Origin of the sequence: Falsibacillus pallidus, assembly GCF_050990905.1 — a bacterium.
Taxonomy (GTDB): Bacteria; Bacillota; Bacilli; order Bacillales; family DSM-25281; genus Falsibacillus; species Falsibacillus pallidus_A.
On the sequence record NZ_CP158866.1, the window covers coordinates 1,996,341 to 2,022,956 of the forward strand.

The window sequence follows — 26,616 nt, forward strand, 5'->3', positions numbered from 1 at the left end:
TCTTATCTTTAAATAAAAGAAAACCCGGACGCAATATGAGTCCGGGTTTTCATTTACATATGTAAAAATTCAGGCATATCCGCTACATGATAGCGCTCAAAATCTTTCTTGATATTTTCAGGAAGGTAGTTCTGAGCTTCAGCAAAATCGACCCATCTATGATCTGAATGTTCAAAGGAAAGCATGACATCGCGATGATCAGCTGTACATAAATACGTATTGATCACCACTTGCCTGTGAGCGTGTGTAAAAAAAGAAGTGGCATAAAGAATGTGTTTCACGCGTACAGCAAGTCCGGTTTCTTCTTGAATCTCCCTTGCCAGTGCCATTTCAAGCTGTTCCCCAAAATCCAGCTTGCCGCCCGGGAATTCCCACGTTCCTCCTCCAGAATCATGAAGAGAGCGCTGAACAATCAAGAATTTTCCTTCATGTATGATGATTCCTTTTACAGCTACAACGATTTGGTTGGCATCACCCATATTGTATCGCGCTCCTTTCTAATCCCGATTCCGCTTATACATGGTCCAGAATCCGATATCCTTAAACCCGATTCGCTTATAAATGCTTCCGGCAGCCGGGTTATCGTAGAAGAGGCAAAGTTCTTTTCCTTCAGCCAGCAGCACCTGGCAAACCTTGCTGACACACATGGACCCATAACCTTTTTTCGTGTAGGAAGGGAGAGTACATACACCGACAACCATCGCTGATTGTGAATTTTCAGCAGCAGTTGATGCAGCTGAAATCATTTCCCCATCCATTTCAATATAAAAAGACCTGGCTGTTCCTTTTTCCATGTTCCTCCGTTTTTGTTCAGCCGTTTCCGCGCTATTGAATTCTTCTATTTGCTTATACAGATCCATGATCCTTTCAGCATCGGCTGGTTGAGCTTGTTTGACCAAGCCCATGTCGGAAGGGACATTTTCCGCACGCGTACATTTTGCATAATAGAATTTCCGTTCGTTCAGAGAATTCCAAGGGAGGAATGGCCTAACCCGTTCAAGGATGGCTTCAAGACCCGATACCATTTCCGCACCTTCATCCTCCCCGATGAGTTTGGCAAAACCAAATGCATCAAATGCTTGTACATCTTCCGCAAAAGGAATATAGTTCTGCTGATATTTCAATAGAATGCCTCTTAGGGTGCCTTCATTATCAAAATCGCCCCATAAGGTCTGAAAATCCTGTTCATATCCATATGCTTCAATATCCCCGATGATAAATAAATTCTCCGCTGCTTTCGGCAGCACCAATTCCATCACTTTCTCATGGTCAGCTTCTGTCAATCTTCTAATCATGTCAATTACTCTCCCAATACATAGCAAGTATTTTTCTTCCATTTTACCATAAACATAAACGGGGAGAATCTACAAATTGATTGAAAAGATTAAATTGCCAAAAAATTAATGGTTTCATATAATATAAACTAGGTAGTCTATTTTATTAGAGGTGGTGACTTTATGGCAGATATCAGGCTGTTAAAAGAGGAAGAAATCGGCGCATTTGTCGAGATTGCCGTGAATGCCTATCCAGGAATGATGAGCGGCGGGCTTGAAGCAAAGAAAAAATTAGCGGAATCACTGCAAAAAGCACAGACTGAAGATCCTTCCATTGAGCTGATGGGTGTTTGGAAAAACGGCAAACTTGTCGGGGGGATGCGGCTGCACCAATATGTAATGAACTTTCATGGGAATATGATTCAAACAGGGGGTGTCGGATTTGTTAGTATTGATTTACTCCACAAAAAAGAAAAAATCGCCAAAGAAATAATCCAGTATTTTATCCATCATTTTAAGGAAAAAGGGATTACCCTTCTTAGTCTGTATCCATTTCGTCCTGATTTTTATAAAAAAATGGGGTTTGGCATCGGAACGAAAATGGATCAATATTCAGTTGTTCCAAGAGCCTTCCCTAACTTCAAAGAAAAAAGCGGGCTGTTTTTCCTTGATGCATCCGATAAAGAGGAAATTAAGAAATGCTATGACCGTAAAGTTAAGAACACCCACGGAATGATGAACAAAACAGAAGCAGAGCTACTTCGGATGTTTCAAAATCCCGAAATGAAAATGATTGGCTGCAGAAATAACGGAAAGTTGGAAGGCTATCTTCAATTTCACTATATGAAAGCAAGTGAAATGAACTTCATCAAAAATCACCTGATTATCAAAGAATGGATTTATGAAACACCAGAAGCATTCAAACAGTTTTCGACGTTTCTTCATTCACAGGACGATCAATTCGAGCGCATCATCATCAACACGCAGGATGAAAGTTTCCATATGATATTTGACGACCCGCGGAACGGGACGGATCATTTAATCCCAAGCGTCTATCATGAAACAAATAAATCCGGCGCTGGAATTATGTATCGGGCCGTTGATCCTGCTGTCCTTATAAACATAATCGGGATGGAGTCGAATCCTGCAGCTGATTTTACTTGTAAACTTTTCATCCACGACTCCTTTTATCTTACTGGTGAAAAAGAATGGATTCTTTCAAATCAGAATCATATTCTCTCCCTAAAGGAAAATGAGGGAGAAGAGTGTGGCTTTACTATGGAAATCGATATCGCTGATTTTTCTTCCATGATTATGGGAGCCGTTTCACCTGCGAAGCTCTATCAATATGGCAAACTTTCGATTTCAAAACCAGAGAGCATCCACCATATCCAAACGGTCTTTTCCAATTTGAAACGTCCTGTCTGCATGACAGCTTTCTAAGGACAACTTTTAAAAATCCTCCGTACAGGGGGATAATTTTTTCTCAACTCCGCCTCAAGACCGATTAGAAATCATTCCTATACATGGTTATAAAAGGAATAGCGTTCATGTATAATCAACGTAGAGATAAATTATTGTAATTTTCTCCAAAATAAGATTTCTCAGGAGGTAGACTATGCTGAATAAAGCATTGATTGAAGATGTCCTTTCTGAGGCCCTCAGCACTGGCGGGGACTTTTCAGAAATCTTCGTAGAAGATCGCTTGACAAATACCATTACAATGCAAACCGGGAAAGTGGAAAAAAGCTTATCGGGAAGAGACTACGGGATTGGCATCCGTATTTTCAAAGGCTTTGAGAGCTACTATGCTTATACAAACGATTCTTCGAGGGATGGTCTTTTGCAGGCAGCAAGGAACGTGGCACAGGCTGTAAAAGGAGGAAGTATGATCACCCGTCTTCCACTGGAAAAGAGAATCTATCAATCTCCACATCTGATTGCCATTCCGCCGACAAGCGTACAAAACACTAGAAAAGTGGCTGTAATGAGAAAAGCCAATGAAATTGCCAAGAGCTATGATGAAAAAATCCAGCAGGTCACGGTCAGATATTTTGATGAGGAGCAAAATGTCCTCATTGCCAATTCTGAAGGCACTTTTACTGAGGATACAAGGACGAGAAGCCGAATGGCCATACAAGCCATTGCATCGGACGGAAGCAAAATGCAGCCGGGATTCTATGGTCCAGGAGCTTGCAAAGGATTTGAATTCATTGAAAACCTTAACCTGGAGCATTATGCAAAAGAAGCGGCGAGGATCGCGGTAACGATGCTCGGTGCAGAGGCATGTCCGAGTGGAAAATTCCCAGTGGTCATCGACAACGAATTTGGAGGGGTCATTTTCCATGAGGCTTGTGGTCATGGATTGGAAGCGACAGCCGTGGCGAAAAATAACTCGGTTTTCGCCAATCGCATAGGGGAAAAAGTGGCTTCGGATATTGTCACCTATATTGATGATGCCACAATTGAAAATGAGTGGGGATCCACATCCATTGACGACGAAGGGGAGCAGGGTCGTAAAAATGTCCTCATCGAAAATGGTATATTAAAAGGCTACTTGATAGATAAATTCAACTCGCGCCGCATGAAAATGGAATCGACCGGATCTGGCCGCCGCCAAAACTATCGCTTCGCTCCGACATCCAGAATGACAAATACATACATTGCACCGGGAGCATCCACTCCGGAAGAAATCATCAGTAATACTGAACACGGAATTTATACGAAGTATATGGGCGGAGGGCAGGTAAATCCGACAACCGGCGACTACAACTTTGCTGTTATGGAAGCCTACATGATTGAAAACGGAAAAATCACTAAGCCAGTCAAAGGTGCCACATTGATCGGAAATGGTCCGAAAACACTCCAATTGGTGGACATGGTCGGAAACAACCTGGGCCATGGAGCAGGAATGTGTGGATCTTTAAGCGGCAGCATCCCGGTAAATGTGGGGCAGCCTATGATCCGCGTCAGTGAAATGACAGTCGGCGGAAGCAAGGAGGGCAATTAAGATGAATCTGCAGGAATTTCAAAAAGAACTTCTGAATAAAGGGGAAACCTACGGATTTTCCGATATGGAAATCTATTATGAAAAAGCAGAGAATTTTGCCAGTGATATTTATAAAGGAGAGATTGATTCCTATTCAACATCAGTTGAGATGGGGCTGTCTTTCCGAGGATTATATAACGGGAATATGGGTTATGCCTACACTGAAAAACTCGATGAAGATTCGATTGATTTCTTATTGAATAGTGCAAAGGAAAACGCCGGAATCATGGAAGAGGACACCCCTGAAGAGATTTTTTCAGGCAGTTCATTTTATGAGGAAGGAAATTTTTATTCTGCCAGATTAAAAGAAACTTCAGTCGAAGAAAAATTGGATTTCCTCAAGGAATTGGACCGCTGCATCTATGAAGCCGATCCTAGAGTGGACAGTACAGATTATTTCACCATGCAGGTACAGGAAAAAGAACGGGCGCTTTTTAATAATAAAGGGCTTTCCCTACAGGAGAAGCTCAATGATCTCATCTTATATGTCTCAGTCGTTGTGAAAGAAAATGGGATCACCAAAACCGGTGAAAAACTTGTTTTCTCAAAAGACATGAGAGAATTAGACCCTGCAAAAATTGCAAAAGAGGCCGTGGAGGAAGCTGTTTCCTATTTAAAAGCGGTATCGATTCCGAATAAAAAATATCCGATAGTATTAAGAAACACTGCAGCCGCAAGTTTATTCGGTACCTTTGCCTCCATTTTTTCAGCCGAAGAAGCTCAAAAAGGAATGTCCCAGTTAAAAAACAAAGTAGGGGAATCAATTGCTTCGTCCATCCTGGATGTCGTGGATGATCCTTTCCTCAAAACAGGCGTCTTCAGCCGGACATTTGATGGCGAGGGTGTGGCGTCAAAGCCGTTAAACTTGATTGAAAAAGGAAAATTGACATCACTCCTCCACAATCGCAAGACCGCCCAAAAAGAAGGGATGGAATCAACTGGCCACGCCTACAAAGATTCCTATAAAGGTGCGTTGACGGTCGCTCCTTCCAATTTGTATATCACACCTTCTCAAACATCGTATGAAGATCTCGTTTCATCCATTGAAGAAGGGGTTGTGATAACCGGTCTATCCGGATTGCACTCTGGGGCTAATGCCGTATCTGGGGATTTCTCTGTGGCAGCCTACGGGTACCGGATTGTTGATGGTGAAATTAAATCAGCGGTCAATCAAATGACCATTGCCGGAAATTTCTTTGACCTCCTGAAGGATATAGAGGAAGTAGGAAGCGACCTGGATTTTGCTTTCTCCGTCTCTCCAGGATATATCGGATCTCCATCTTTAAAAGTAAAGAAACTTTCTGTTACAGTGGAATAATCCAAACGGACCCTGCCAATGTGAGGCGGGGTTCTTTTTGTGTATTTCTATTTCTGTGTTTATTTAGAAGGACTTTCGGATAAATACTAAATGGAGATCATTATAGATTTTGGAGGGATTGTTTTGAAAAAAGTATTAATGGTATTGACGAATTCAAGCAAAATTGATGACGAACATGAAACCGGCCTATGGCTGTCTGAATTTGCCGAACCGTATGTGGCCTTCAAAAATAAAGGCTATGAGATTAAGGTAGCCAGTCCCGAAGGAGGAAGGATCCCATTAGACCCAAACAGCCTCGAAGAAGAGCAGCCATCTGAGTGGGACGAAGCCATTTCTAAACTGGAAAACACCGAAATCCTTGGAGGAGTGAATACCCACGACTTCAATGGCATATTCCTGCCTGGCGGCCATGGCACGATGTTTGACCTTCCTGACAGCAGGGAGCTGTCTGAAACGCTCGCACACTTCGCTGAAAATAATAAAGTAATCGGAGCTGTATGCCACGGTCCTGCAGGATTTACAGGGACTAAATTATCAAATGGCAAATGGCTCGTTGATGGAAAGAATATGACAGGCTTCACCAATGAAGAAGAACAGCAGACAGGCTTGGAAAAGGCCATGCCATTCCTGCTCGAATCCAAACTGAGAGAACAAGGTGCGAAATTCGAAAAAGGACCTGCCTACTCTGACTATGTGGTAGCAGACGGCAATTTCATCACAGGACAAAACCCGCAGTCAAGTGCATCCACAGCCAAAGCTTTCATCGAAGCCCTGGGATAATACAAACAAGACTTTAATATGTACTTTATGGCCTGGCGAATATGCTGGGCCATTCTAATATTTTCTTTAAGGAGGCGCACCTTTATATGATTGATCATTACCACTTTACAGATGATGGAGAAACCCCCAACCATCCTAAATGGCCATTGCTCATTTATAAAAATGGGTTAGGCGGCAAGAATACAGCCGAAGCCTGCGGAGAATTGTTTGAATCAAATGGATGGGATGGGGTATGGGTAAACGGCGTGTATCCATATCACCATTTCCATAGCACGGCACATGAGGTTCTTGGTGTCGCAGGAGGATCTGCAGTCGTGCAGATGGGCGGTGAAAACGGAAAAGTGCTGACCGTAGAAAAAGGGGATGTCATCATCATCCCAGCAGGAGTTGGCCATAAAAAATTGGAGGCCAGCAGTGATTTTCACGTCGTTGGCGCCTATCCAAAAGGACAAAAAGCGGACCTGCTTAAATCCGAAAACCACGAACATGAACAAGCGAAATCCAACATAGAAGATGTTCCGCTGCCAGAAAAAGATCCAGTTTTCGGGGCGAATGGCGGACTGTTTGACTATTGGAAATAGAATAAATCAAAAAGGAGGGCCAAATTTTGGTCCTCCTTTTTTACAATACGATTACAAACGCTTTAATTCTCCATTTCTGGCGGATATCCCCTTTTAAAATCGCACTATTTTGGACTATAATTAAAAAAGTGCAATAATTCTATACTCTATTGCCAATTCATGAACAGATCCACCAATAGAAAGGGCTTTTGCTCGATGGCATTCAATAAGAAACCAAAACGAAAAAAGCGAAAAATTCGCATCATACATATACTGCTGATCCCAGTCATCCTTTTCAGCCTGCATCTTTTAATTTACGGGCCGGACAAGTCCGTGAAGCAGCTCAATCAATTTGTTTCCAACCAGGCAAAAAAGGAAATACCTCCAGATTATATCCCGATCTATAAAGCAGCAGCGAAGGAATACGGAATCCCATGGACTCTGCTTGCCGCGCACCATCGGGTTGAAACCAAATTTTCTTCCATGAACAATATGGTCTCATCAGTGGGAGCGGAAGGCCCTATGCAATTCATGCCCTGTACATTTGTTGGATGGTCGTATCCTACCTGCAGCGGTCTTGGCAAAGGGAACATTCCTGATAAGGATAAAACAAATCCGGAAGTCATCAAGAAATATGGTGGATACGGAGTCGACGCCAATGGTGATGGCAAAGCCGATCCGTGGGACGTTGAAGATGCCATTTACAGCGCTGCCAATTATTTAGCCAAAAACGGTGCAGCAGATGGTGAGATCTCAAAAGCAGTGTTCGCCTATAATCATAGCCAGCGATATGTAAAAGAAGTCCTTTATTTTGCTAAAATCTATCAAGGTCCCAACTAAAACCTGAATTCATCAGAATCCGTCCACCGGTATTCAATGAATTCAGGTTTTAATTTTTTTGAAAATTTTTTATACGTAGGCAAAAAGAACTAGATTGAGGTAAATCCTTTGAATTCTGGTTCTTTTTTTTGTTATGGTTGAAAACGTGGTTTTTTTATTAGAAAAAAGGGGAATATATACCTGTTGTCATTATCTTTTCATTCCCCACTACAAAAAATTATCTTGAAAGGAGTATTTTATGAAAAAAATATCGAATGTTTTCTGGATTACAGTTGCAATCGTACTTGCTTCTGTAATCTACGGTGTGGCTGCACCGAAAAGCTTTGAAACTGTTACAGCCAATATCCAATCATTCATTACATCCTCTTTTGGGTGGTACTACTTAATTCTCGTTACCGTGATCGTCGTATTCTGTCTATTCTTTATCATCAGTCCGATGGGCTCCATCCGTCTAGGAAAGCCAGAGGATCGTCCCGAATATTCAACTGGAACATGGTTTGCCATGCTATTCAGTGCCGGGATGGGGATCGGCCTCGTATTCTGGGGAGCAGCAGAACCGATTTCACACTTTGCCTCCAGCCCTCCGCTTGCTAAACCGGGGACAGACCAGGCATTAAAGGATGCTATGCGCTACACATTCTTCCATTGGGGCCTGCATGCATGGGGAATTTACGCTGTAGTCGCTTTGGCGCTGGCATATTTCAAATTCAGAAAAGATAAACCAGGATTAATTAGTGCTACTTTAGAGCCGCTTCTAGGAAAATATTCAAGAGGCAAACTCGGTGTGCTCGTGGATGTTATCGCTGTATTCGCAACAGTCGTAGGGGTCGCGACGACTCTGGGATTTGGTGCTGTACAGATTAACGGCGGACTTTCTTACTTATTCGGAATACCGAAAAACTTTACCGTCCAGTTGATTATCGTAGCCATTGTAACGGTATTATTCATGATTTCAGCATGGTCCGGATTAAGCAAAGGAATCAAATATTTAAGTAATGCCAACATGGTTCTTGCTTCAGCACTATTGATTCTAATGCTGATTGTCGGCCCGACATTGCTCATACTTAACTTATTCACCGATACACTTGGTTCATATATTCAAAATATCGTTCAAATGAGCTTCAGAATCGCTCCGTTGAATGCTGCACATCGCGAATGGATCAACGGGTGGACTATTTTCTATTGGGCATGGTGGATTTCATGGTCTCCATTCGTCGGAATATTTATTGCACGCGTCTCTAAAGGCCGTACAATTCGTGAATTCCTAATAGGCGTTTTGATTTTGCCTTCCATTGTAAGTTTCCTTTGGTTCGCAGTCTTCGGAACCGCAGCGATTGATGTTCAGCAATCAGGAGCAGCTGACTTAACTAAAAATGCAACTGAAGAGGTATTATTCGCTGTCTTTAACCATTACCCAATTTCAATCGTTCTATCGATTGTGGCAATCATTTTGATCGGTACGTTCTTTATCACATCTGCCGATTCTGCAACATTCGTTCTTGGAATGCAGACAACATACGGTTCTCTTACACCACCTAACTCAGTCAAATTGACTTGGGGAATTGCACAGTCAGCCGTTGCGTTAATCCTTTTATACAGCGGAGGACTTCAGGCCTTGCAGAATGCCCTCATTGTGGCAGCTTTCCCGTTCTCCTTCATTATGATATTGATGATGATTTCGCTCTACAAAGCGTTGAATTGGGAAAGAAAAGAACTGGGTCTTTATATCAAGCCAAAACCAAAAAATAAAGAAAAGAAAGTCAAAACCCGCAAACCTGATGGGGAACCTGAAGTAAACGGATAATGACAAAAGCGCAATCGCCTTGGTCAACCCCGACCAGCATAAGACGTAACTCGAAGGAAATCCTGATTTCCGTAGTGGGACGGCTTATGACTCGAGGGGCTAGGTGCTGGAGCTGAACGTAGACAAAAAGGAAGGATTCCGCTGCGGAATTCCTTCCTTTTTGTATGGACAAACACACACCCCTGTCCGGCCTTGTCTGCATACTCTATTAAAAAGGGTGTGGACAAAATGTTTTCCCAGATCATTAATATCGGCCGATTCGAAGTAGGGAGTATGTCAAACAATGCCAACATTAACTTCGGGCCTGTCTATCAGAACAGTCATACGGCCAATTCCATCATTGTAGGGAGCTGTTTTTCGGTTGGGGATTTCAGTTCCTGCCGCTGTATCCAGATCAACCCCGTCACAACGATTTCGACGAAAAGAAAAGGGTAAGAAAGCAGGAGTGAGCTATCCTGCTTTTTTTGATTCATTGAAAACTTGACGACACTACCTTCTATTAGTAAGGTAGAAATCGTGCTTGTTTTTATGGCAGGAAAAAGGAGTTTGGCAATGAGTATAAACAAGATGATCGACCAATGGCAATTTGCCTTAAAATATGAAGCTGCCCAGCTTAAAAAAAATGGCGGAGCGAAATTCCGCATCCAGAAAGGGACTTGCGTTCACCGGGTAAAAAACACTAGATACTTTACTTGCACCACAAATGGTGAATTGCCTCTACCTGATGGTGCTTCTGTCGCTATCGAGATAAACGGTGAGAGCTACCAGGCACTGATCATTTCCAATACTGGGAGAGAAATACTCCTTTCCATTTCGGATTTGATCATGGAATCATTCAAAGAAGCATGGATTTCAACTGAAACCTGGCAGCTGCTGCTGGAGTTGTCTAAAAGGCTGGAAGAGGCAAAAGAGGATAAACGGAAACGATCCAAAATTCAACACCTGATGAAACCTTCAAAAGAAACAAAACATCCGGTTGAAAAAATAAAGAATAACATCCACGAGTTGTATCTAAGGACCAAATATAATCCAGCCACCTTCATCTGGGGACCTCCCGGAACTGGAAAGACCTATACTTTGGCACGTTTGGCGGCCAGAAAATTGATCAAAGGAAAAAGGGTGCTCATCCTGTCCCACAGCAATGCTGCTTTGGATGTATTGATGGAAGAGATCACCCGCTATTTGATTGCCAATAGGAAATGGAAGGATGGGAAGGTGCTTCGATATGGAATGTCAGGTTCGGATGCAGTGAAGAAGTATCCGTTCTTAAGTTCGATGAAGTGGACGGAAGAATGCTATCCCGAAATCAATCGGGATCATTTTTCACTTCCATCCAATCAGACTCCCGCTGCAATGAAAAATGAATTCAAGGAAAAAGAAAAAGAGCTCGTAAAAGAAGCCAGGATGATTGGAAGCACGCTTTCCAAAGCTGCTGCAGATCCAGCTATTTATCTAGAATCATTCGACCTGGTCATCATCGATGAAGCCAGTATGGCCTATGTCCCGCAGCTAGCATTTGCTTCCACCCTGGGGAAACGGATTGCTGTGTGCGGGGACTTCATGCAGCTTCCACCGGTAGCCATTTCGAAGCATCCGATGACGACGAAGTGGCTGCAGGAGGATATTTTTCATCATGCAGGAGTTGCTTCAATATTAGAAACAGAGGGAGAACATCATCCCCAGTTGTTTATGCTGAAGGAACAGCGGCGTATGCATCCGGCGATTTCTTCTTTTACGAATCGCCATGTTTATCAGAATCAGGTATTTGACCATCCAAGCACCATTGAATCGAGGGCTTCCATTGTAGAAAAAGCTCCTTTCCCGAATGAAGCTGCCCTATTTCTTAACATGGAAGCTGCCTCGCAATATGGCGGCAGGGAAGGGAGCTCCTTTTCCCGATTTCATTTTTATTCAGCACTTGCTGCCGTGCAATTGATGATCAATGCTAAGTCTGATGGCCTTCATTCGATTGGATTCATTTCCCCATACAGGGCCCAGGCAAAACTGGTTCAAAGTCTGATCGATCACATTTTTGAAGGGGAAGAGGAAGGACTATCCTCAGCGACCGTTCATAAATTTCAGGGTTCTGAGAAAGATATGATCCTATTTGACCTGGTTGATACGGACAGCCATTCTAATGCCGGAAGACTATTGACGAATGAAAACAGCCTGCGGATGGTGAATGTCGCAGTCACTCGCTCCAGAGGAAAATTCATTATGTTCGGAAATGATCGGTTCATTAAGAAAAAATTCAATGTGCAGCAGCCGGTAAGAAAACTGGCGAGCCACTACTCAGTGGAAGGCAGTTTAAAAGATGTAAGCAGCCTCCATTTCCAATCATCAAATAAAAGATTGATATGGATGGACGGATACCAATGGGCAGGAATCATTAAAGATTTACAACGGGCAGAAAAGGAGATTATTATCTCAATTTCACACCCGAATGTGCTAAGGAACAACATATGGGACGAGCTCTCAAGCAAAGGGACAGCCCTTAAAGTAAGAATTATCACCATGGATCCAAGCACGACGCCTTTATCCTCCTTTCAGGAAATTGAAACGGACTACCAGATCCCTTTCATCATCATCGATCGAAAAGTGATCTGGAGCGGGGGAGGGCTGACCGGAAAAAATGCCATTCCCTTTGCAAGACTTTGGTCTAAGGATGCGGTAAGGACGTTCATTGAAATGATGGACCTCCATAAATGCAAAGTGAAAACCATCAAAACAAACACCCTTCAAAAAGGATGGAAGAAGCGAATTTCCCTTCAGGATTATTTGTCTACTTGGGATACCTGTCCATTTTGCGGTGGAAGAAGGAATACCTTGTTAGAAGGAACCGGGAGAGTCTTATTTTCCTGTCTCTCCTGCAGCGAAGAACGCTACCTGACACTCAAGCAGCTTGACTTATACCTAAATCATGCAGGGATGACCTGCCCGGATGGCCATACCGAAATTTATGCAGAAAAAAACGGCAGGCACCTTGAAATCAAGTGCAGGATCTGCAAGGAACAAACTAACATAACTAAAATTTATTATTAAAAAACTGCACGGGAGGGAATTCTCCGTGCAGTTTTCTATATTATGACCCAATTCTTTGCATTTTTTTAAACCAACGTTCCTCTAATTCCGCTGAATTTACCGGCTTGCTGTAATAATACCCTTGAGCATAAAGACAATTCTGCGTTACCAAATAATCTACCTGCTCCTTCGTTTCAACGCCTTCACATATGATTTCATTGTTCAATCTCGACGTCAAATCAAGAATACTCTCAATGATGGCCTGATCACGCTCAATAGCAGGGACATTCTGAATGAAAGTTCGGTCAATCTTGATTTTATCGATTGGAAGATCCTTCAGCTGCTTGAGGGAAGAGTAGCCTGATCCGAAATCATCCAAAGCAATTCGGATTCCCAAATGCTGCAATTCAAGCATATGATTTTTTACTTCTTCAGTGAAATTCATAAAAGCATCCTCTGTGATCTCGAATTCGAACAGGGTAGGATCGACGCCTGTTTTTTCCATTAAATCTTTGACATACTGAACAAAACCTTTTTTCTCGATGGTCAATGGCGAAATGTTGATGGCCATTTTAACTGGCGGGTATTGTTTTCCCTTCCATTCTAATTGATAGAAAACGGCTTCCGTTAAAATCCAGTGTGTGACTTCGTCGATGATTCCCGTTTGTTCACAAAGCGGGATGAATTCCATCGGAGAGATGGTGCCAAGCTCTGGGTGCTCATAGCGCAGCAGCACTTCCACTCCGGTCATCTCTTCGTCCAGCATATGAATCTGCGGCTGAAAAACAAGATGGAAGCGATGGTGCTTCAAGGCTGTCTTCAACCCATTTTCAATCAAGAGGGAGCGGGACATTTTCCGCTCCATTTCCTTTGAATACCATTGATAATTATTCCTGCCTAATTCCTTTGCATGGTAAAGCGCTTGATCAGCATGTGCCATCAACAAATCCATCGTATCTCCATCGTTTGGAGAACAAGAGACTCCGATGGAAGAGGTCGTGATGAATTCATGCCCGTTGATGTTCCACGGAGATTGAAGGTCCTCGATGATTTTCTCTGCGAAGAAGTCGATATCACCTTTGCTGGAATCAGGAATCAATATGGCGAATTCATCACCGCCAAGCCTTGCAAAAATATAGCTATCCAACAAGTGTTCTTTGATTCTAAGGACAAATTCCCTCAGCAGGGCATCCCCTGTATCATGTCCGAATGTATCATTCACCCATTTAAACCGGTCGCAGTCAATAAGCATTAGCCCCAACATCGTATCGGATTGAGCTGCTCTTGAAAGAAGCGTTTGGAATTCCCCTTGAAATAAGCGGCGGTTTGGAATATCTGTCAATAAATCGTAGAATGCAAGCTGCTCCAGCTGGGATTCGTACAGCTTTCTTTCCGAAATATTCCTTGATACCACTACAAAATGGCGAAACGCTCCAGTTTGATCAAAAACAGGGGTAGAATGGGCTTCGACCCATATCATTTCACCATTTTTACAGATCAGGCGATACTCCAAAATCTCTCTTTTGATATTCTGGAGGTTTTGCTGAAAACGGGAAGTGATTTCTTTCCTGTCCTCCGGGTGAATCGATTGGTCGAAAGTCGAACCAATGATTTCATCTTGTGAATAGCCTAATACCACTTCATGGGAAGGGGAGGCATATTGAACAATTCCGGCAGGATCGATTACCCTGATCAAATCATAGGAATATTCCGCAATGATTCGATATTTGGACTCGCTGTCCTGCAGTTCTTCTTGATGCCTCATTCTCTCCGTAACGTCCCTGGAGGAAACGAGCATTTTAATCAGTTTTTTCTTCTGATCTAGAATAGGCACAGCATATGATTCTGTCGGAATATAATGTCCATCCCGGTGTTTCAATCGATAATGGACGACAACCGGCTCCGTTGTGCGCATCATCAAGCGATAGTTGGATAGGAGCAGTTGAAAATCGTCAGGATGGATAAAATGATTGATTTGCTGCCCGATAAAGAATTCCCCATCATAGCCCAGAATTTTTTTGTGGGAAGGGGAGGCGAATTCAATCTTTCCTTTGTTGGTCATGACACTTACCAAATCACTCGTATTTTCTGAAACAAGGCGGTAATGCTCTTCTTTTTCTCTTAAATTCGTTTCCAATTGAAAGACATTGGTCCGATCTTCAATAAGGCAGTAGATTCCGACGATCGCTTCATTATGTAGAATAGGAAATGTTTCAACCTTTAATAATAACTCTCGGCCATCCTTATGGCGGCTTTTGATTTCGAGATTTTGACAGACCCCATTAAGAGATTCTTTGAAATACCTCTTAACCTTCTCAGTATCTTCCTGATAAATGAAAAATGTAAAGCTCTTTCCTTTGATTTCATCAGCTGAATAGCCTGTAATGCTCTGGCTGGCGGGATTTGCCCTGACAAATGTGCCTTTTCGATCGAAAATGATCAGTCCATGCGGATTTTGCCGGAATAAGGATTGGAGCTGAACGTTCTTCCATTCCGCCTGTTCCTCCCACATCTTTTGCTTGATCTGTGAAATCATCAAGAAGACGCCTACCAATAAAAACATGGAAAATAAAATAAAGATGATAACATTCGATTCCCCGACAGCAGGTCCGGAAACGGCTGGATGGGCAGCACCTGCAGAAAATGCTAATGTTATAAAATTCATGATAAACATGGCTGCACTTAACAATAGTGTCTGCCAATACTTAAAAATGACGAGATTTTTGGCCAAGGTTTTATAAAAAATAAAAGCAGCCAACAGCGTGCAAGCGAAGCATGAGCCAATAATCCAGAACAGATGGATGCCATGTAGGGAAATTGAAAAATCGATCAGGCTTTTTTCAAGAAAAAATTGTGTAAAAAGAAGCCCTGATCCTAATATGAATCCAGAAGTTAAATAGCCAATAGCCATTGAAGGTTTTTTGGCAAATATAAATATAGACAAAAAAGAAAAGAGAGTTGATATTCCAAAAGCCCCTGCAAGCCTCCAAATATGGAATGAATGATTTCCGCTGATGGAGATGATGCTGGTTGCAGCAGCTGACCATACGGCGATACTTAAAATGGCGGTGCCAAGCAGGATTTTCCGGATCCGGATGGGCTGTCCGCGGCCGACTAAAAAAAGCTCAAAAAATGTATAGCTGCCAACAAGAGGAATTAAAGTGGACAGCATAACTACGATAAAAGGACTAAACCGAATCGGCGAATATTCCATTGAAAAAATTACCACCTTTATAAAAAACTGTCACATTCTATCATACTTCTGTCCTAATAGTGGAGGCAACAAAAAAATCGGGATTTGGCCCGATTTTTGTAGAATATTCTGATTACTGGGTTTGAATCCGGTAGTAAGAGGGTTGAGCGGAGGCGGCAAGAGTCTTCTTCATTTTAATTTCTACTTTGTCTGCCATGAAAGAATATTCCATAGGGATATATTGAAGAGAGAAAGGGAATTGAACTGTCCTTTTCCTAAAGCTTAGATCCTTCCATACCGCTTCAATTGTAAACTCATGATCCTTCCGAACCAGGGTGATTTCTTCCATGGCATCATCATGAAATTGAGCTTCAATGATAATTTCTTCTCCTGTTTCAAAAACATCAATACGAAATTGTGTATGATCCAATACGGACGTATATGGATCCAAAAACATTTCTTCTAAACACTTCTCTAAATCTCCCCAATTACAATCCTTTTCTTCGCTGCTCATGAAAATGCCCCCGAAAACTCCTTTTCAGCAGTGTATTCAAATGAGCAGCAAAAAGTGACCAGGTTGTCAGCCCCCCATGCAGCATGATTTATTTGATAATTCCAGTATCGACAATCTTCACATTCACTTTGGCTTTAATCGGAATATTTGGATACTCAGAATGCCAATCCATCTGTTTCCACACTTCGGGATGAAAGGATATGAGGTCTCTTCCAATCGCTAACACATCACTATTAGCGTCTTGTAATTTCTTTATAGCCTGGTTCATGCATTCCGTCATCGATTTAGAAATCTTTTTGTTCAGTTCATTTATTTCCTTTTTACTATATAACTTGTTTTTAGGGTATTCAGTCGCAATCACATCAAAATCCAGATCAAATGTAACCGATTGGACTCTATTATTTTGGATATTGATATGTCTATGCACTTTATCCTTTTTTACTTGAATCGTAATGTATTTTTGTCCATTAAGCGCATCTGGATTTACCTTAATGGAAAAACGCGCATATTTTTTCCGCTCTTCTTTTAATAGAAGGATCAGTGATGGTTCATCGCCCCGCAGCACTTTCCCGGTGAATTTTTGATTATGAAACAAAGCAACACCCGTAACATCAACAGCATATTCATCTTGGTTTTGGATCCGTGATAAATACGGCAGCATGAAATCCTGTCCTTCATCAAAAATTTTGGTGCAGACAGATTGGACATTTTCAATCGGTGCAAGGGTATTTACTTCGACACTTTGTAGAAGCTTAAAAATCTCTTCTCCTATCAGGACCTCACCAACGACATTCATTTTCAATAATTCCGATGCAGATCCCTCCACGATGGCAACTTTTGCCCCCAGGGAACTGCGTGGGTCCCGATAAAGAATATCGAATAGGGGATAGAGTTCCCTTTTTGCCGCCAATTCGTCTCCTATCAGCAGCACCCTCGTTTTATTTGGCGAAAAATCCCCCGACAATTTTTTATCCATAAGGATGCGGGTGTCCCTCAATGTGTTTCCTTCCGCTTCCACGAATACGTTCGCTGCCTGCAAATTTTCTGTCCCGCGCACTTCTCCTTTTAAACTCCTGATATCTGAAGTCGTCAAAATTTTATTATCCTCAGTCAAATCGAAGCTGGAGGCAAAAACGAGCCTCGCGTTTCGAAGCGGCTGTTGATCCCAGCAGCCTGACAGAATCAGACAAACAGACATTATGATGATTAATATCGTCTTATTCATTCAGGGATGCCACCTTCTTCTTGAAAAGGATTGAGACAATCAATAATAAAAAGGGGAAGACAAAAGTAAACACGTAGCTTGATAATGATACATATTTGCTGAAAACCTGAATCACATCTTCATTTTTTATGAAAAGGGTAAAGACAAATATAGTACCGCAAATGATAGGGCTTGTTTTTTTATGGCTGCCTTTGAACAAAAATACACTAAGGCATTTACTGGCCAAATAAATATAGACCACAATGGAAGTGATCATCGTGATGAGCCAAAAAGAAAGAAAGATCAAATCCAGCCTCTCGATACTTTGATAAACCAATGATTTCAAAAGGTAAAGAACAGGCTCTGGGATTACTTCTATTTCTGCAGGACTGAAATACATCAATGTAATGACCATGAAAAATACATATAAAAGTGTAGTAAACCCTGAGGCAATTAAAGAAACTTTCAATACCTTTCCAGATTTACCATTGATGTATGGAAAGATGACCAAAAGTATTTCAAAACCGAGCATTGATACAATAGATGCATGCGCACCTTTCAACAAATCTACATAATTGGTGTGTGCCATAGGAAACAAGTAGCGATAATTGACATTGGTCAGCCCCATCAGATAAAACAAGATGAAGAAAACAATAAAAATGGTCACCAAACCGGTAAATCGCGCAATGATGCGGATATTTTCCCTTGCCAAATATAAGGCTGAAGACATAATCAAAACGTAGAGAATCCAATCAGGTGTATAAGCTAAAATCCAATCTTTAATGACACCGACAGACAATAATGCAATCAATAAGGCTACTGCCAGAAAATAGATTAAGTACATCATATTTAAAGCTTTTCCCGCCAATTTCCCGAACAAGAAAGGAGCAATTTCAAACACCGTCATTGTGGGGAATCTTTTGCAAAGCATAGCAATTACTATGATGAAACCCTGGATAACTGCGCCTGCAATGATAACGGAAATCCAAGAATCCTGTTTCGAATAAGCATGGACACTGAATGGCAGTGACAATAGTCCGACACCAACCTGTGCTTGGAGGATGATGAAAAACAATTGAAATGGGGAAACAGATTTAATTTCCTTGTTCATTTTTCCACCCTCTTGGATTGCTTTGACGTTTAATTCGCTGTGTACCTGGGGTAGAAGGGCGGGTGCTCATTTTCCACAGTGGCAAACGTATGAATGTATCTTTAAAGTCCTTCGAACGGAAAGGGGCGAGTGGAGAAAAATAAGGCGATCCAAACGATTCCAGCTTGCATAAATGAATGACCAGAAAAATAAAAGCGAACGTCATCCCTATGAACCCCAAAAATGCCGCACTCAGCATTAGCGGAAACCCCAGAATTCTGACAGAAGTAGCCATTTCCGTATTTGGGACCACAAAAGAAGCAATCGCTGTGAGGGCAACGACAACAATCATGGTATTTGAAACAATATTCGCCTGTACAATTGCTGTACCGATAACCAAACCGCCTACAACACCAAGCGTCTGGGCAATGGGGCCAGGCAAGCGGATGGCAGCTTCTTTTAACAATTCCAAAATGATCTGCATCATTAAAGCCTCGACAAGCGGAGGGACCGGGACATATTCCAGCGAGCCCTTAATCGTAAAAACCAGATCCAATGGAATGACTTCATAATGAAAAGAAACGATAGCAATGTACAGAGCCGGCAGCCCTGCCGCGACAAAGAAGCTGAGCAACCGAATAAATCTGAAAAAAGAACCTACATGCCACCGGCTGTTATAGTCATCCGGAGATTGATAAAACGAAAAGAATGTAATGGGAAACACGAGCGCTGAAGGGCTTCCATTACAAAGAAGGACAATCCGCCCATCAAGAAGCTGGGATGTTACACGGTCGGGCCGCTCTGTATTGAGCATTTGAGGGAAAGGGGAGTAAGGAGAATCTTCAATATATTCCTCCAACTGTCCCGGAGAATCAATAAAATCGACATCCACATAAGACAAGCGTCTTTCCAGCTCCTGCACAAGTTCAGGATTGGCTAAATCTTTAATATATAAATAGGCCATCTTCGTATGCGTTTCAGTGCCAAGTGTCCGAAAACAGATTTGCAGATCAGCATTCGTTACACGCTTTCGGATCAAATTTAAATTTGATCTTAGATCCTCTACAAATCCTTCATGAGAGCCGCGGATAATTAATTCATTAACTGGCTCTTCTACACTTCGATTCTTGCTCTCATGCGCCCCTAAGCTATAAATGATGCTTTCATCTTCCATTAATAGAAGGACATTTCCATCCAACAAGGCAAGAGGCAAGTCATCTTTCTGATTGATTTCTTTTACTTCATCAACAAAAACCGTTTGAGATATGATGCCTTCCGATTTCTCAATCATCGGCTTTAGAATTAAATTTTGTATCGTATCTTCATTCGTAATGGTACTGAGGTATACGAGAAGACACTTTTTATGATTAAAAATCAGTTCCCGCTTACTGAAATCTTCTGTTTTGGAAAGAGATTCATAAATGTAATCGAGGTTTTTCTCCAGGTCTGAAGTGATCAGAGCACTGTCGGGAACAGATTGGTTCATATTTCCGTCGGTCTTCAATTTTCTGGTCGTCCGTTTTCTCCTCAACACTTCACACCCCTCCAGTCAATACAAGTTTGTTCTTATTTTGGGAAATTTTTTGAGGAATATTCGTCAAAGGCAAATATAAAGTGTTTTGGAGTGGGGGAATGGAGGGGACTTTCGAGGGGAGAACTCACCCAGTTTTTCTAAGAGATGGCCAGAAATGGGCACTGGCGCATAAGATGCCTGTTCTCGCGCATGAGCTCCATACTTTCGCGCAAAGGCGGTGGAATTTGGTTCATACACACCCTAAAGTCGCGCATAATGGACTTCTGTCAATAAAGTAGACACTTAAATGCCGGTAAATGGCGTACTTTTTTTCTTCCGCGCTTCGTTTTCACTCCGCTTGGAGGCCTCTGTCTGAAGGAACCATTTGAAAAACAATGGTTCCTTCAGGCAGAGGGCAATTTCTCCTCAGTGGCGTTTAAACGCTGTGCCTCTTTATACGCCTTTTCATACTCAATCGGAGTGGCGTATTCTAATGTCGAGTGAATCCTTTTACGATTATAAAATTGAATATAAAACTTAATGGCCCCGATGGCTTCTGCTTTTGTCTTAAACACAAACTTGTACAAATACTCTTTCTTCAGGGAGGCAAAAAACGATTCTACACAAGCGTTATCATAAGGGGTTGCTTTTCGACTCATACTAATGGTCGCTTTGGCATCCTTCAAGGCTTCAATATATTTTTTTGAACAGTACACACTTCCCCGGTCTGAATGGTGGATCCATCCCTCAGCGGGCTGGCGAATCTCAAGTGCTTCTTTTAATGCTTTTAACGGCAATTCGGCGTCCATGCGGTCATCAATGCTATAGCTAATTACCTTGCGGGAAAACAGGTCTAAAACTGGATTTAAATAAACAAATCCCTCCCCTGTATGAATATAGGTGATATCCGTTGCCCAAACACGATCTGGTTCTTCAGGATTAAAATTCCGATTCAACTCATTTTTGAACACAAGCTGCTGGTGATCTGAATCCGTGGTCTGAATGTATCGAGTTGGCGGGGTCGCATATAAACCCATCTCTCTCATGCGGTTCGTCACCGTTTTAAGGGAAACTTGTATATGATCCTCCTCGACCAGCTTTCGATAAATCCTCGGACTTCCATACGTCCCCAGGTTGTCGTGAAAATGATAGCGAATTCGCTCGTCAAGATGACGTCTCCAGCGCTGTCTCTCTGTTTCCTCCTGATCCTGTCTTTTTTCCCAAACATAATAGCCAGAAGTAGAAACATCCAAAACTTCGCACATCTTCACAACGGTATGGTCGTTTTTATTATGAAAAATAAATTCAAACCTTACTTCTTTTCTTGCGTGAAGATGTGCATAGCCTTTTTTAAAATGGCGTTCTCCTCTTCCAAATCTAATTTTTTACGTCTTTCAGCTTCGTACAATTCTTTGTATTCAGAAGCCGTTAGATACTGGCTTTGTTTCTCTTTTTCCGCCTGATTTTGCTTTTTACGATAGGAAGCGACCCACTTTTGAAGCGTACTATAGGAAATATCGAGTTCACTGCTCACATCCACGAGCTTCCGTCCATCTAACTCAATTAATTTACACACATATTCTCTAAATTCTGGTGGGAACTTTTTCTGATCTTTCGCCATGTTTATACACGCCCTTTTTGTAGTTGTATAGATTTAAACATGACGCCACTACCTGTGTCCACTTTTTATACTAACTTCAATAAGCCGCCTGTTTTCGCGCATAAGATTCATTCATGAGCTCAATTTACCTCGTTTTCCCTATATTTTCGGGTTGTTGGCACACTGGATCGGCTCTTCTTCAGCAATTTCTCCAGTTTCCACCCTAAAAAAGTAAGATTGGGAGGACCAAATGAGGTTTTTCATCAAATTGTCTCTTTTTCTCGTTTGCGATCGGGGCTTCCTATGTGCAATTTTCCTGAGATATGGGCACTGGCGCATAAGATGCCTGTACTTGCGCTTATGCGGAGGATTTAAATTCATAAACCCCCGAAATCTTTTCAAGATGACTGCGGCAATTTCTGCAGCTACCCTAATTTACATAGAAAACCCCTTGCATCTTTAGGGCAAGGGGTTTTTCGAAGCAGGCGCTTCCGCTTTTCTCGATCCAGCTACAGCGGCTAGAGGCTCGGGGACTTCCCTCGACTCGTTTACGATAAGTCAACATCGAATCGCTGCGCTCTTCGTGTTTCCTTTATCTCACTCGACTCAGTCCAGTCCCTGACGCCTCTAAACAGCCGCTTCCGCTTTTCTCGATCCAGCTACAGCGCCCAGCCCCTCGAGTCATAAGCCGACCCTCTACGGAAATCAGGATTTCCTTCGAGTTCCGTCTTATGCTGGTCGGGGCTATCAGGGCGCATCCGCTTTTCTTGATCCAGCTACAGCGGCTAGAGGCTCGGGGACTTCCCTCGACTCGTCTACGATAAGTCAACATCGAATCGCTGCGCTCTTCGTGTTTCCTTTATCTCACTCGACTCAGTCCAGTCCCTGACGCCTCTGATCAAGCAGCTTCCGCTTTTCTACATATCGTGTCCAGAGTTATGCTTTTGTCTGGAATGCTGGCGGTTTTTTACTTTGTGTGAGCCGCTTAGTGGCTGCGGCTGACCGGATTGGTTGCCTTTTGGTGCATTTCTGTGCATATCTTTGCTGTTGTTTTTGTCCATGGTGATTCCCTCCCTTTTTTATAGGATGGATAGGAAGGAAGGGCGGTATACTGTATATATTTTGCCTTTTGAGGTAATGATAAATGGTGCAATCAACTATGAAGGAGTGCCGACCATGCCATATCATAAAGACAAACAGCAGGCTTTCCAGGATGCTCAAAAAAGTTTTGACCAAGCACAGCTTGCTTCCAATATGATTGTAAAGGACAGCGGAAGCTACGGAGCGCAGCTATCTCATTTGAAAAACGAAGTGAATGAAGCTTTCCAGCAGATTGAAAATGCCATGGAAGTCGCAAGTGAACACCAAAAAGCCCAGCTGCAAAGATTCCAGGCGGATCTGCAGGGACTTGTCCAGGAAGTCAACGACTACCAGGAGTAGCAAAAAGCCAGCAGCCTTCAGAGCGTCTAGTGCTGAAGGGATGCTGGCTGTTTTTATGAACTACTGATTCTTTTTACGCTTCTTATTATTTCTGCGCTCCATCTCAGTCATTGGTTCGTTCGCCAATTCTTCGTTGTAGCCTGCTCCCATCCCTTGTGCCTTTGCAGCATTTGCGCCCGGGATGACATGGTTTGCTTTCCTCTTTGCCATGAAAATCACCTCCGTTCCATTAATATGCTACGGATTCGACTATTTACAACAAGAAGAGGGAAGGGGAATCGAACCTTAATTTCCTCAATTTACTTTTTCGAAATAATATCAACAAAGGAATTACATATAATTCACACAATCAGAATTGAATGATTTTTATGCATAATATTCACCAATATCAGCCCATTTATGGTACACTCATTAAGCGAGTCGATTCATTTTGTTTTTTTTAATAAGAAAAACTTATCAAAAACAATAACTTTCTTGTTATTTACTTATGTAATCGCTTGTATTAAGATTGTATTGTGAGAAAAGCTTGAACGGTTATTTATCGAGTTTTTCAGACAAATTCTATCCCAAACTTAAAACTTTTTATAGGGGGAATCGAAATGGCTAAGAACGATGTATTCAACGCTCGTTCTTCTTTCGAACTCGAAGGAAAACGTTATCACTATTATCGATTGGCTGCTTTAGAAGAAGCAGGTGTGGCAGAAGTTTCCCGTTTGCCTTATTCCGTTAAGGTATTATTGGAATCTGTGCTTCGCCAAATGGACGGTCGCGTCATTACGAAAGAACACGTAGAAAACTTGGCTAAATGGGGATCTGAGTCTGTTAAAGATGCAGAAGTACCATTCAAACCTTCCCGTGTCATCCTTCAGGACTTCACAGGTGTTCCTGCTGTTGTTGACTTGGCTTCACTTCGCAATGCGATGGCTAAAATGGGCGGCGACGCTGACAGAATCAACCCGGAAATTCCGGTTGATCTTGTAATCGACCACTCTGTACAGGTTGACCGCTACGGTACACCTGAAGCTCTTGAAAGAAACATGGAGCTTGAATTCGAACGCAATGCTGAACGCTACCAGTTCTTGAGCTGGGCACAAAAAGCATTCAAAAACTATCGCGCAGTTCCACCTGCAACTGGTATCGTCCACCAAGTTAACCTTGAGTTTTTGGCAAACGTTGTCCATGCAGTTGAAACAACTGAAGGCGATTTCGAAACATATCCTGATACACTTGTAGGAACTGACTCCCATACAACAATGATCAACGGTATCGGTGTTCTTGGATGGGGTGTCGGCGGTATCGAAGCGGAAGCGGGCATGCTTGGCCAACCTTCATACTTCCCGATTCCGGAAGTTATCGGTGTTAAATTGACTGGCGAACTTCCAAACGGAGCAACAGCTACTGACCTTGCGCTTAAAGTGACTCAAGTCCTTCGCAGCAAAGGTGTTGTAGGTAAATTCGTTGAATTCTTCGGAGCGGGCGTAGCTACATTGCCGCTTGCAGACCGTGCTACAATTGCCAACATGGCTCCTGAATACGGTGCAACTTGCGGATTCTTCCCGGTTGACGCTGAATCCCTTGACTACTTGCGCCTGACTGGCCGTGAAGAGTCTAACATCTGCGTGGTTGAACAATACTTGAAAGAAAACAACATGTTCTTCACTCCAGATAAAGAAGATCCAATTTATACAGATGTAGTGGAAATCAGCCTTTCTGACATCGAAGCGAATCTTTCCGGTCCTAAACGGCCGCAAGATTTGATCCCTCTTTCTAACATGAAAGAAGCATTCCGCACTTCTCTTACAGCTCCATCTGGCAACCAAGGCTTTGGATTGACTGGTGAAGAAGTAAATAAAGAAGTGAAAGTAAACTTTGAAAACGGTGAAGAAGCAACAATGAAGACTGGTGCTGTAGCGATTGCTGCTATCACTTCATGTACTAATACATCCAACCCATACGTAATGCTTGGAGCTGGACTTGTTGCGAAAAAAGCTGTTGAACTTGGTATGGAAGTACCTAAATTCGTTAAGACTTCTTTGGCTCCAGGATCTAAAGTAGTTACTGGCTACCTAAGAGATTCCGGCCTTCAAGGATATCTTGATAAACTAGGCTTCAACGTTGTCGGATACGGCTGTACAACTTGTATCGGAAACTCAGGTCCATTGAAAGATGAAATCGAAAAAGCAGTAGCTGATTCTGATTTGCTTGTGACTTCCGTTCTTTCCGGTAACCGTAACTTTGAAGGACGCATCCATCCGCTTGTAAAAGCAAATTACCTTGCTTCACCTCCATTGGTTGTTGCATATGCACTTGCTGGTACAGTGGATATCGATCTTCAAAAAGATCCTATCGGAAAAGACAAAGACGGCAAAGATGTATTCTTCAAAGACATCTGGCCAACTACTGAAGAAGTGAAAGATGCCGTTAAGCACTCTGTCACTCCAGAATTGTTCCGTAAAGAATATGAAAATGTCTTCAATGACAACCAACGCTGGAACGAAATCAAAACTAGCAACGAACCATTGTACAGCTTTGATGATCAGTCCACATATATTCAAAATCCTCCGTTCTTCGAGCAGCTTGCTCCGAATGCGGAAGAAATCAAACCATTGTCCGACTTGAGAGTCGTTGGTAAATTCGGTGATTCCGTAACAACTGACCATATCTCTCCTGCAGGTGCAATCGGAAAAGATACGCCAGCTGGAAAATATCTTCGCAGCCACGGCGTAGAGATCCGCGACTTCAACTCATACGGTTCCCGCCGCGGTAACCATGAAGTCATGATGCGCGGAACATTCGCTAACATCCGCATCCGCAACGGCATGGCTCCAGGAACTGAAGGAGGATACACTACGTACCTACCAACAGATGAAGTCATGGCTATCTACGATGCATGCATGAAGTATCAAGCTGACGGAACTGGTCTTGCTGTATTGGCAGGTAAAGACTACGGAATGGGATCTTCCCGTGACTGGGCTGCCAAAGGTACAAACTTGCTAGGCATCAAAACAGTCATCGCGGAAAGCTATGAGCGTATCCATCGTTCCAACCTTGTCATGATGGGTGTACTTCCACTTCAATTCAAGAAAGGCGAAAGCGCTGAAACACTTGGATTGACTGGAAAAGAGTCCATTGCAGTTCAAATCGATGAAAACGTGAAGCCACGTGACATCCTGACTGTCACTGCTACAGACGAACAAGGAAATACAAAAGTATTTGAAGTCCTTGCACGCTTCGATTCAGACGTTGAAGTTGACTACTACCGCCATGGTGGTATCCTGCAAATGGTCCTTCGCGACAAATTAAAAGGATAATTCATCATGAATTAAGGGTGATCCCTGTGTTACAGGGATCATCTTTTTTTATATTTAACAGTCTAAAAAAGCATCCTATAGAGAAAAGTCTCCATAGGATGCTTT

22 protein-coding genes are annotated in these 26,616 nt (G+C 42.5%); 11 read left to right on the top strand and 11 right to left on the bottom strand.

Going from position 1 to position 26,616, the window contains the following annotated elements; genetic code table 11:
- Positions 1 to 53: 53 nt before the first annotated feature.
- Positions 54 to 479 (bottom strand): NUDIX hydrolase, encoded by a 426-nt coding sequence (locus ABTV07_RS10640; RefSeq protein ID WP_433742247.1) that lies wholly within the window; start codon positions 477 to 479, stop codon positions 54 to 56.
- Between the two features lie 18 nt (positions 480 to 497).
- Entirely contained in the window at positions 498 to 1,295 is a 798-nt protein-coding gene (locus ABTV07_RS10645) for a GNAT family N-acetyltransferase (protein ID WP_433742248.1), read from the bottom strand.
- A gap of 162 nt (positions 1,296 to 1,457) precedes the next feature.
- Between ABTV07_RS10645 and ABTV07_RS10650 the strand changes: the two genes are divergently transcribed.
- The 9 genes from ABTV07_RS10650 (at position 1,458) to ABTV07_RS10690 (ending at position 12,667) form a co-directional block, all read left to right on the top strand.
- Positions 1,458 to 2,717, top strand: a complete 1,260-nt coding sequence (locus tag ABTV07_RS10650; protein WP_433742249.1) for a GNAT family N-acetyltransferase — start codon at positions 1,458 to 1,460, stop codon at positions 2,715 to 2,717.
- 175 nt (positions 2,718 to 2,892) lie between these two features.
- A complete protein-coding gene (locus tag ABTV07_RS10655) occupies positions 2,893 to 4,284 on the top strand; it encodes a TldD/PmbA family protein (protein ID WP_433742250.1) in 1,392 nt (463 codons plus the stop codon).
- A 1-nt stretch (position 4,285) separates the two neighbouring features.
- On the top strand, positions 4,286 to 5,641 hold the full coding sequence (locus ABTV07_RS10660; RefSeq protein WP_433742251.1) for a TldD/PmbA family protein: 1,356 nt from the start codon (positions 4,286 to 4,288) through the stop codon (positions 5,639 to 5,641).
- A gap of 90 nt (positions 5,642 to 5,731) precedes the next feature.
- Positions 5,732 to 6,421, top strand: coding sequence for a type 1 glutamine amidotransferase domain-containing protein (locus ABTV07_RS10665; protein WP_433742252.1), 690 nt, complete (start codon positions 5,732 to 5,734; stop codon positions 6,419 to 6,421).
- Positions 6,422 to 6,507: 86 nt separating this feature from the next.
- Positions 6,508 to 7,002 (top strand): cupin domain-containing protein, encoded by a 495-nt coding sequence (locus ABTV07_RS10670; RefSeq protein ID WP_433742253.1) that lies wholly within the window; start codon positions 6,508 to 6,510, stop codon positions 7,000 to 7,002.
- Positions 7,003 to 7,197: 195 nt separating this feature from the next.
- Positions 7,198 to 7,821 carry a lytic transglycosylase domain-containing protein gene (locus tag ABTV07_RS10675; protein WP_433742254.1) on the top strand — a complete coding sequence of 208 codons (624 nt, stop codon included), beginning with the start codon at positions 7,198 to 7,200 and terminating at the stop codon, positions 7,819 to 7,821.
- 238 nt (positions 7,822 to 8,059) lie between these two features.
- Positions 8,060 to 9,625, top strand: coding sequence for a glycine betaine uptake BCCT transporter (locus ABTV07_RS10680; RefSeq protein ID WP_433742255.1), 1,566 nt, complete (start codon positions 8,060 to 8,062; stop codon positions 9,623 to 9,625).
- 228 nt (positions 9,626 to 9,853) lie between these two features.
- Positions 9,854 to 10,060, top strand: coding sequence for a spore germination protein (locus ABTV07_RS10685; RefSeq protein ID WP_433742256.1), 207 nt, complete (start codon positions 9,854 to 9,856; stop codon positions 10,058 to 10,060).
- Positions 10,061 to 10,177: 117 nt separating this feature from the next.
- A complete protein-coding gene (locus tag ABTV07_RS10690; RefSeq protein ID WP_433742257.1) occupies positions 10,178 to 12,667 on the top strand; it encodes an AAA domain-containing protein in 2,490 nt (829 codons plus the stop codon).
- A gap of 40 nt (positions 12,668 to 12,707) precedes the next feature.
- On the opposite strand, the gene ABTV07_RS10695 is transcribed toward ABTV07_RS10690, so the two are convergent.
- The 8 genes from ABTV07_RS10695 to ABTV07_RS10730 all read right to left on the bottom strand — a co-directional run bounded on the left by ABTV07_RS10695 (position 12,708) and on the right by ABTV07_RS10730 (position 22,821).
- Positions 12,708 to 15,860, bottom strand: coding sequence for a PAS domain S-box protein (locus tag ABTV07_RS10695; protein ID WP_433742258.1), 3,153 nt, complete (start codon positions 15,858 to 15,860; stop codon positions 12,708 to 12,710).
- A 112-nt stretch (positions 15,861 to 15,972) separates the two neighbouring features.
- Complete coding sequence (locus ABTV07_RS10700) at positions 15,973 to 16,353, bottom strand: hypothetical protein (protein ID WP_433742259.1); 381 nt, start codon at positions 16,351 to 16,353, stop codon at positions 15,973 to 15,975.
- An 88-nt stretch (positions 16,354 to 16,441) separates the two neighbouring features.
- Positions 16,442 to 17,578 (bottom strand): Ger(x)C family spore germination protein, encoded by a 1,137-nt coding sequence (locus ABTV07_RS10705; protein ID WP_433742260.1) that lies wholly within the window; start codon positions 17,576 to 17,578, stop codon positions 16,442 to 16,444.
- Positions 17,571 to 18,668, bottom strand: a complete 1,098-nt coding sequence (locus ABTV07_RS10710) for a GerAB/ArcD/ProY family transporter (protein WP_433742261.1) — start codon at positions 18,666 to 18,668, stop codon at positions 17,571 to 17,573. Before ABTV07_RS10710 ends, ABTV07_RS10705 begins: the two co-directional genes overlap by 8 nt.
- Entirely contained in the window at positions 18,652 to 20,181 is a 1,530-nt protein-coding gene (locus ABTV07_RS10715; protein WP_433742262.1) for a spore germination protein, read from the bottom strand. Before ABTV07_RS10715 ends, ABTV07_RS10710 begins: the two co-directional genes overlap by 17 nt.
- Positions 20,182 to 20,564: 383 nt before the next feature.
- Complete coding sequence (locus ABTV07_RS10720; RefSeq protein ID WP_433751069.1) at positions 20,565 to 21,542, bottom strand: IS3 family transposase; 978 nt, start codon at positions 21,540 to 21,542, stop codon at positions 20,565 to 20,567.
- A complete protein-coding gene (locus ABTV07_RS10725; RefSeq protein ID WP_433742263.1) occupies positions 21,473 to 21,781 on the bottom strand; it encodes a transposase in 309 nt (102 codons plus the stop codon). The genes ABTV07_RS10720 and ABTV07_RS10725 overlap by 70 nt, the downstream gene beginning before the upstream one ends.
- 896 nt (positions 21,782 to 22,677) lie before the next feature.
- A complete protein-coding gene (locus tag ABTV07_RS10730; RefSeq protein WP_114744642.1) occupies positions 22,678 to 22,821 on the bottom strand; it encodes a small acid-soluble spore protein P in 144 nt (47 codons plus the stop codon).
- 115 nt (positions 22,822 to 22,936) lie between these two features.
- Here ABTV07_RS10730 and ABTV07_RS10735 point away from each other — a divergent pair, with 115 nt between their 5' ends.
- The gene (locus tag ABTV07_RS10735; protein WP_433742264.1) at positions 22,937 to 23,200 is read left to right on the top strand and encodes a hypothetical protein; all 264 of its coding nucleotides are present in this window, start codon (positions 22,937 to 22,939) and stop codon (positions 23,198 to 23,200) included.
- 60 nt (positions 23,201 to 23,260) lie between these two features.
- On the opposite strand, the gene sspO is transcribed toward ABTV07_RS10735, so the two are convergent.
- The gene (sspO, locus tag ABTV07_RS10740) at positions 23,261 to 23,410 is read right to left on the bottom strand and encodes a small acid-soluble spore protein O (protein WP_114744644.1); all 150 of its coding nucleotides are present in this window, start codon (positions 23,408 to 23,410) and stop codon (positions 23,261 to 23,263) included.
- A 389-nt stretch (positions 23,411 to 23,799) separates the two neighbouring features.
- Here sspO and acnA point away from each other — a divergent pair, with 389 nt between their 5' ends.
- Complete coding sequence (acnA, locus tag ABTV07_RS10745) at positions 23,800 to 26,511, top strand: aconitate hydratase AcnA (RefSeq protein ID WP_433742265.1); 2,712 nt, start codon at positions 23,800 to 23,802, stop codon at positions 26,509 to 26,511.
- Positions 26,512 to 26,616 lie beyond the last annotated feature (105 nt).

Excerpts from the sequence above, each read along its gene's own strand:
- ABTV07_RS10640 (WP_433742247.1), bottom strand. The coding sequence starts at position 479 with ATGGGTGATGCCAACCAAATCGTTGTAGCTGTAAAAGGAATCATCATA.
- ABTV07_RS10645 (WP_433742248.1), bottom strand. The coding sequence starts at position 1,295 with ATGATTAGAAGATTGACAGAAGCTGACCATGAGAAAGTGATGGAATTG.
- ABTV07_RS10650 (WP_433742249.1), top strand. The coding sequence starts at position 1,458 with ATGGCAGATATCAGGCTGTTAAAAGAGGAAGAAATCGGCGCATTTGTC.
- ABTV07_RS10655 (WP_433742250.1), top strand. The coding sequence starts at position 2,893 with ATGCTGAATAAAGCATTGATTGAAGATGTCCTTTCTGAGGCCCTCAGC.
- ABTV07_RS10660 (WP_433742251.1), top strand. The coding sequence starts at position 4,286 with ATGAATCTGCAGGAATTTCAAAAAGAACTTCTGAATAAAGGGGAAACC.
- ABTV07_RS10665 (WP_433742252.1), top strand. The coding sequence starts at position 5,732 with ATGGAGATCATTATAGATTTTGGAGGGATTGTTTTGAAAAAAGTATTA.
- ABTV07_RS10670 (WP_433742253.1), top strand. The coding sequence starts at position 6,508 with ATGATTGATCATTACCACTTTACAGATGATGGAGAAACCCCCAACCAT.
- ABTV07_RS10675 (WP_433742254.1), top strand. The coding sequence starts at position 7,198 with ATGGCATTCAATAAGAAACCAAAACGAAAAAAGCGAAAAATTCGCATC.
- ABTV07_RS10680 (WP_433742255.1), top strand. The coding sequence starts at position 8,060 with ATGAAAAAAATATCGAATGTTTTCTGGATTACAGTTGCAATCGTACTT.
- ABTV07_RS10685 (WP_433742256.1), top strand. The coding sequence starts at position 9,854 with ATGTTTTCCCAGATCATTAATATCGGCCGATTCGAAGTAGGGAGTATG.
- ABTV07_RS10690 (WP_433742257.1), top strand. The coding sequence starts at position 10,178 with ATGAGTATAAACAAGATGATCGACCAATGGCAATTTGCCTTAAAATAT.
- ABTV07_RS10695 (WP_433742258.1), bottom strand. The coding sequence starts at position 15,860 with ATGGAATATTCGCCGATTCGGTTTAGTCCTTTTATCGTAGTTATGCTG.
- ABTV07_RS10700 (WP_433742259.1), bottom strand. The coding sequence starts at position 16,353 with ATGAGCAGCGAAGAAAAGGATTGTAATTGGGGAGATTTAGAGAAGTGT.
- ABTV07_RS10705 (WP_433742260.1), bottom strand. The coding sequence starts at position 17,578 with ATGAATAAGACGATATTAATCATCATAATGTCTGTTTGTCTGATTCTG.
- ABTV07_RS10710 (WP_433742261.1), bottom strand. The coding sequence starts at position 18,668 with ATGAACAAGGAAATTAAATCTGTTTCCCCATTTCAATTGTTTTTCATC.
- ABTV07_RS10725 (WP_433742263.1), bottom strand. The coding sequence starts at position 21,781 with ATGGCGAAAGATCAGAAAAAGTTCCCACCAGAATTTAGAGAATATGTG.
- ABTV07_RS10730 (WP_114744642.1), bottom strand. The coding sequence starts at position 22,821 with ATGGACAAAAACAACAGCAAAGATATGCACAGAAATGCACCAAAAGGC.
- ABTV07_RS10735 (WP_433742264.1), top strand. The coding sequence starts at position 22,937 with ATGCCATATCATAAAGACAAACAGCAGGCTTTCCAGGATGCTCAAAAA.
- sspO (WP_114744644.1), bottom strand. The coding sequence starts at position 23,410 with ATGGCAAAGAGGAAAGCAAACCATGTCATCCCGGGCGCAAATGCTGCA.
- acnA (WP_433742265.1), top strand. The coding sequence starts at position 23,800 with ATGGCTAAGAACGATGTATTCAACGCTCGTTCTTCTTTCGAACTCGAA.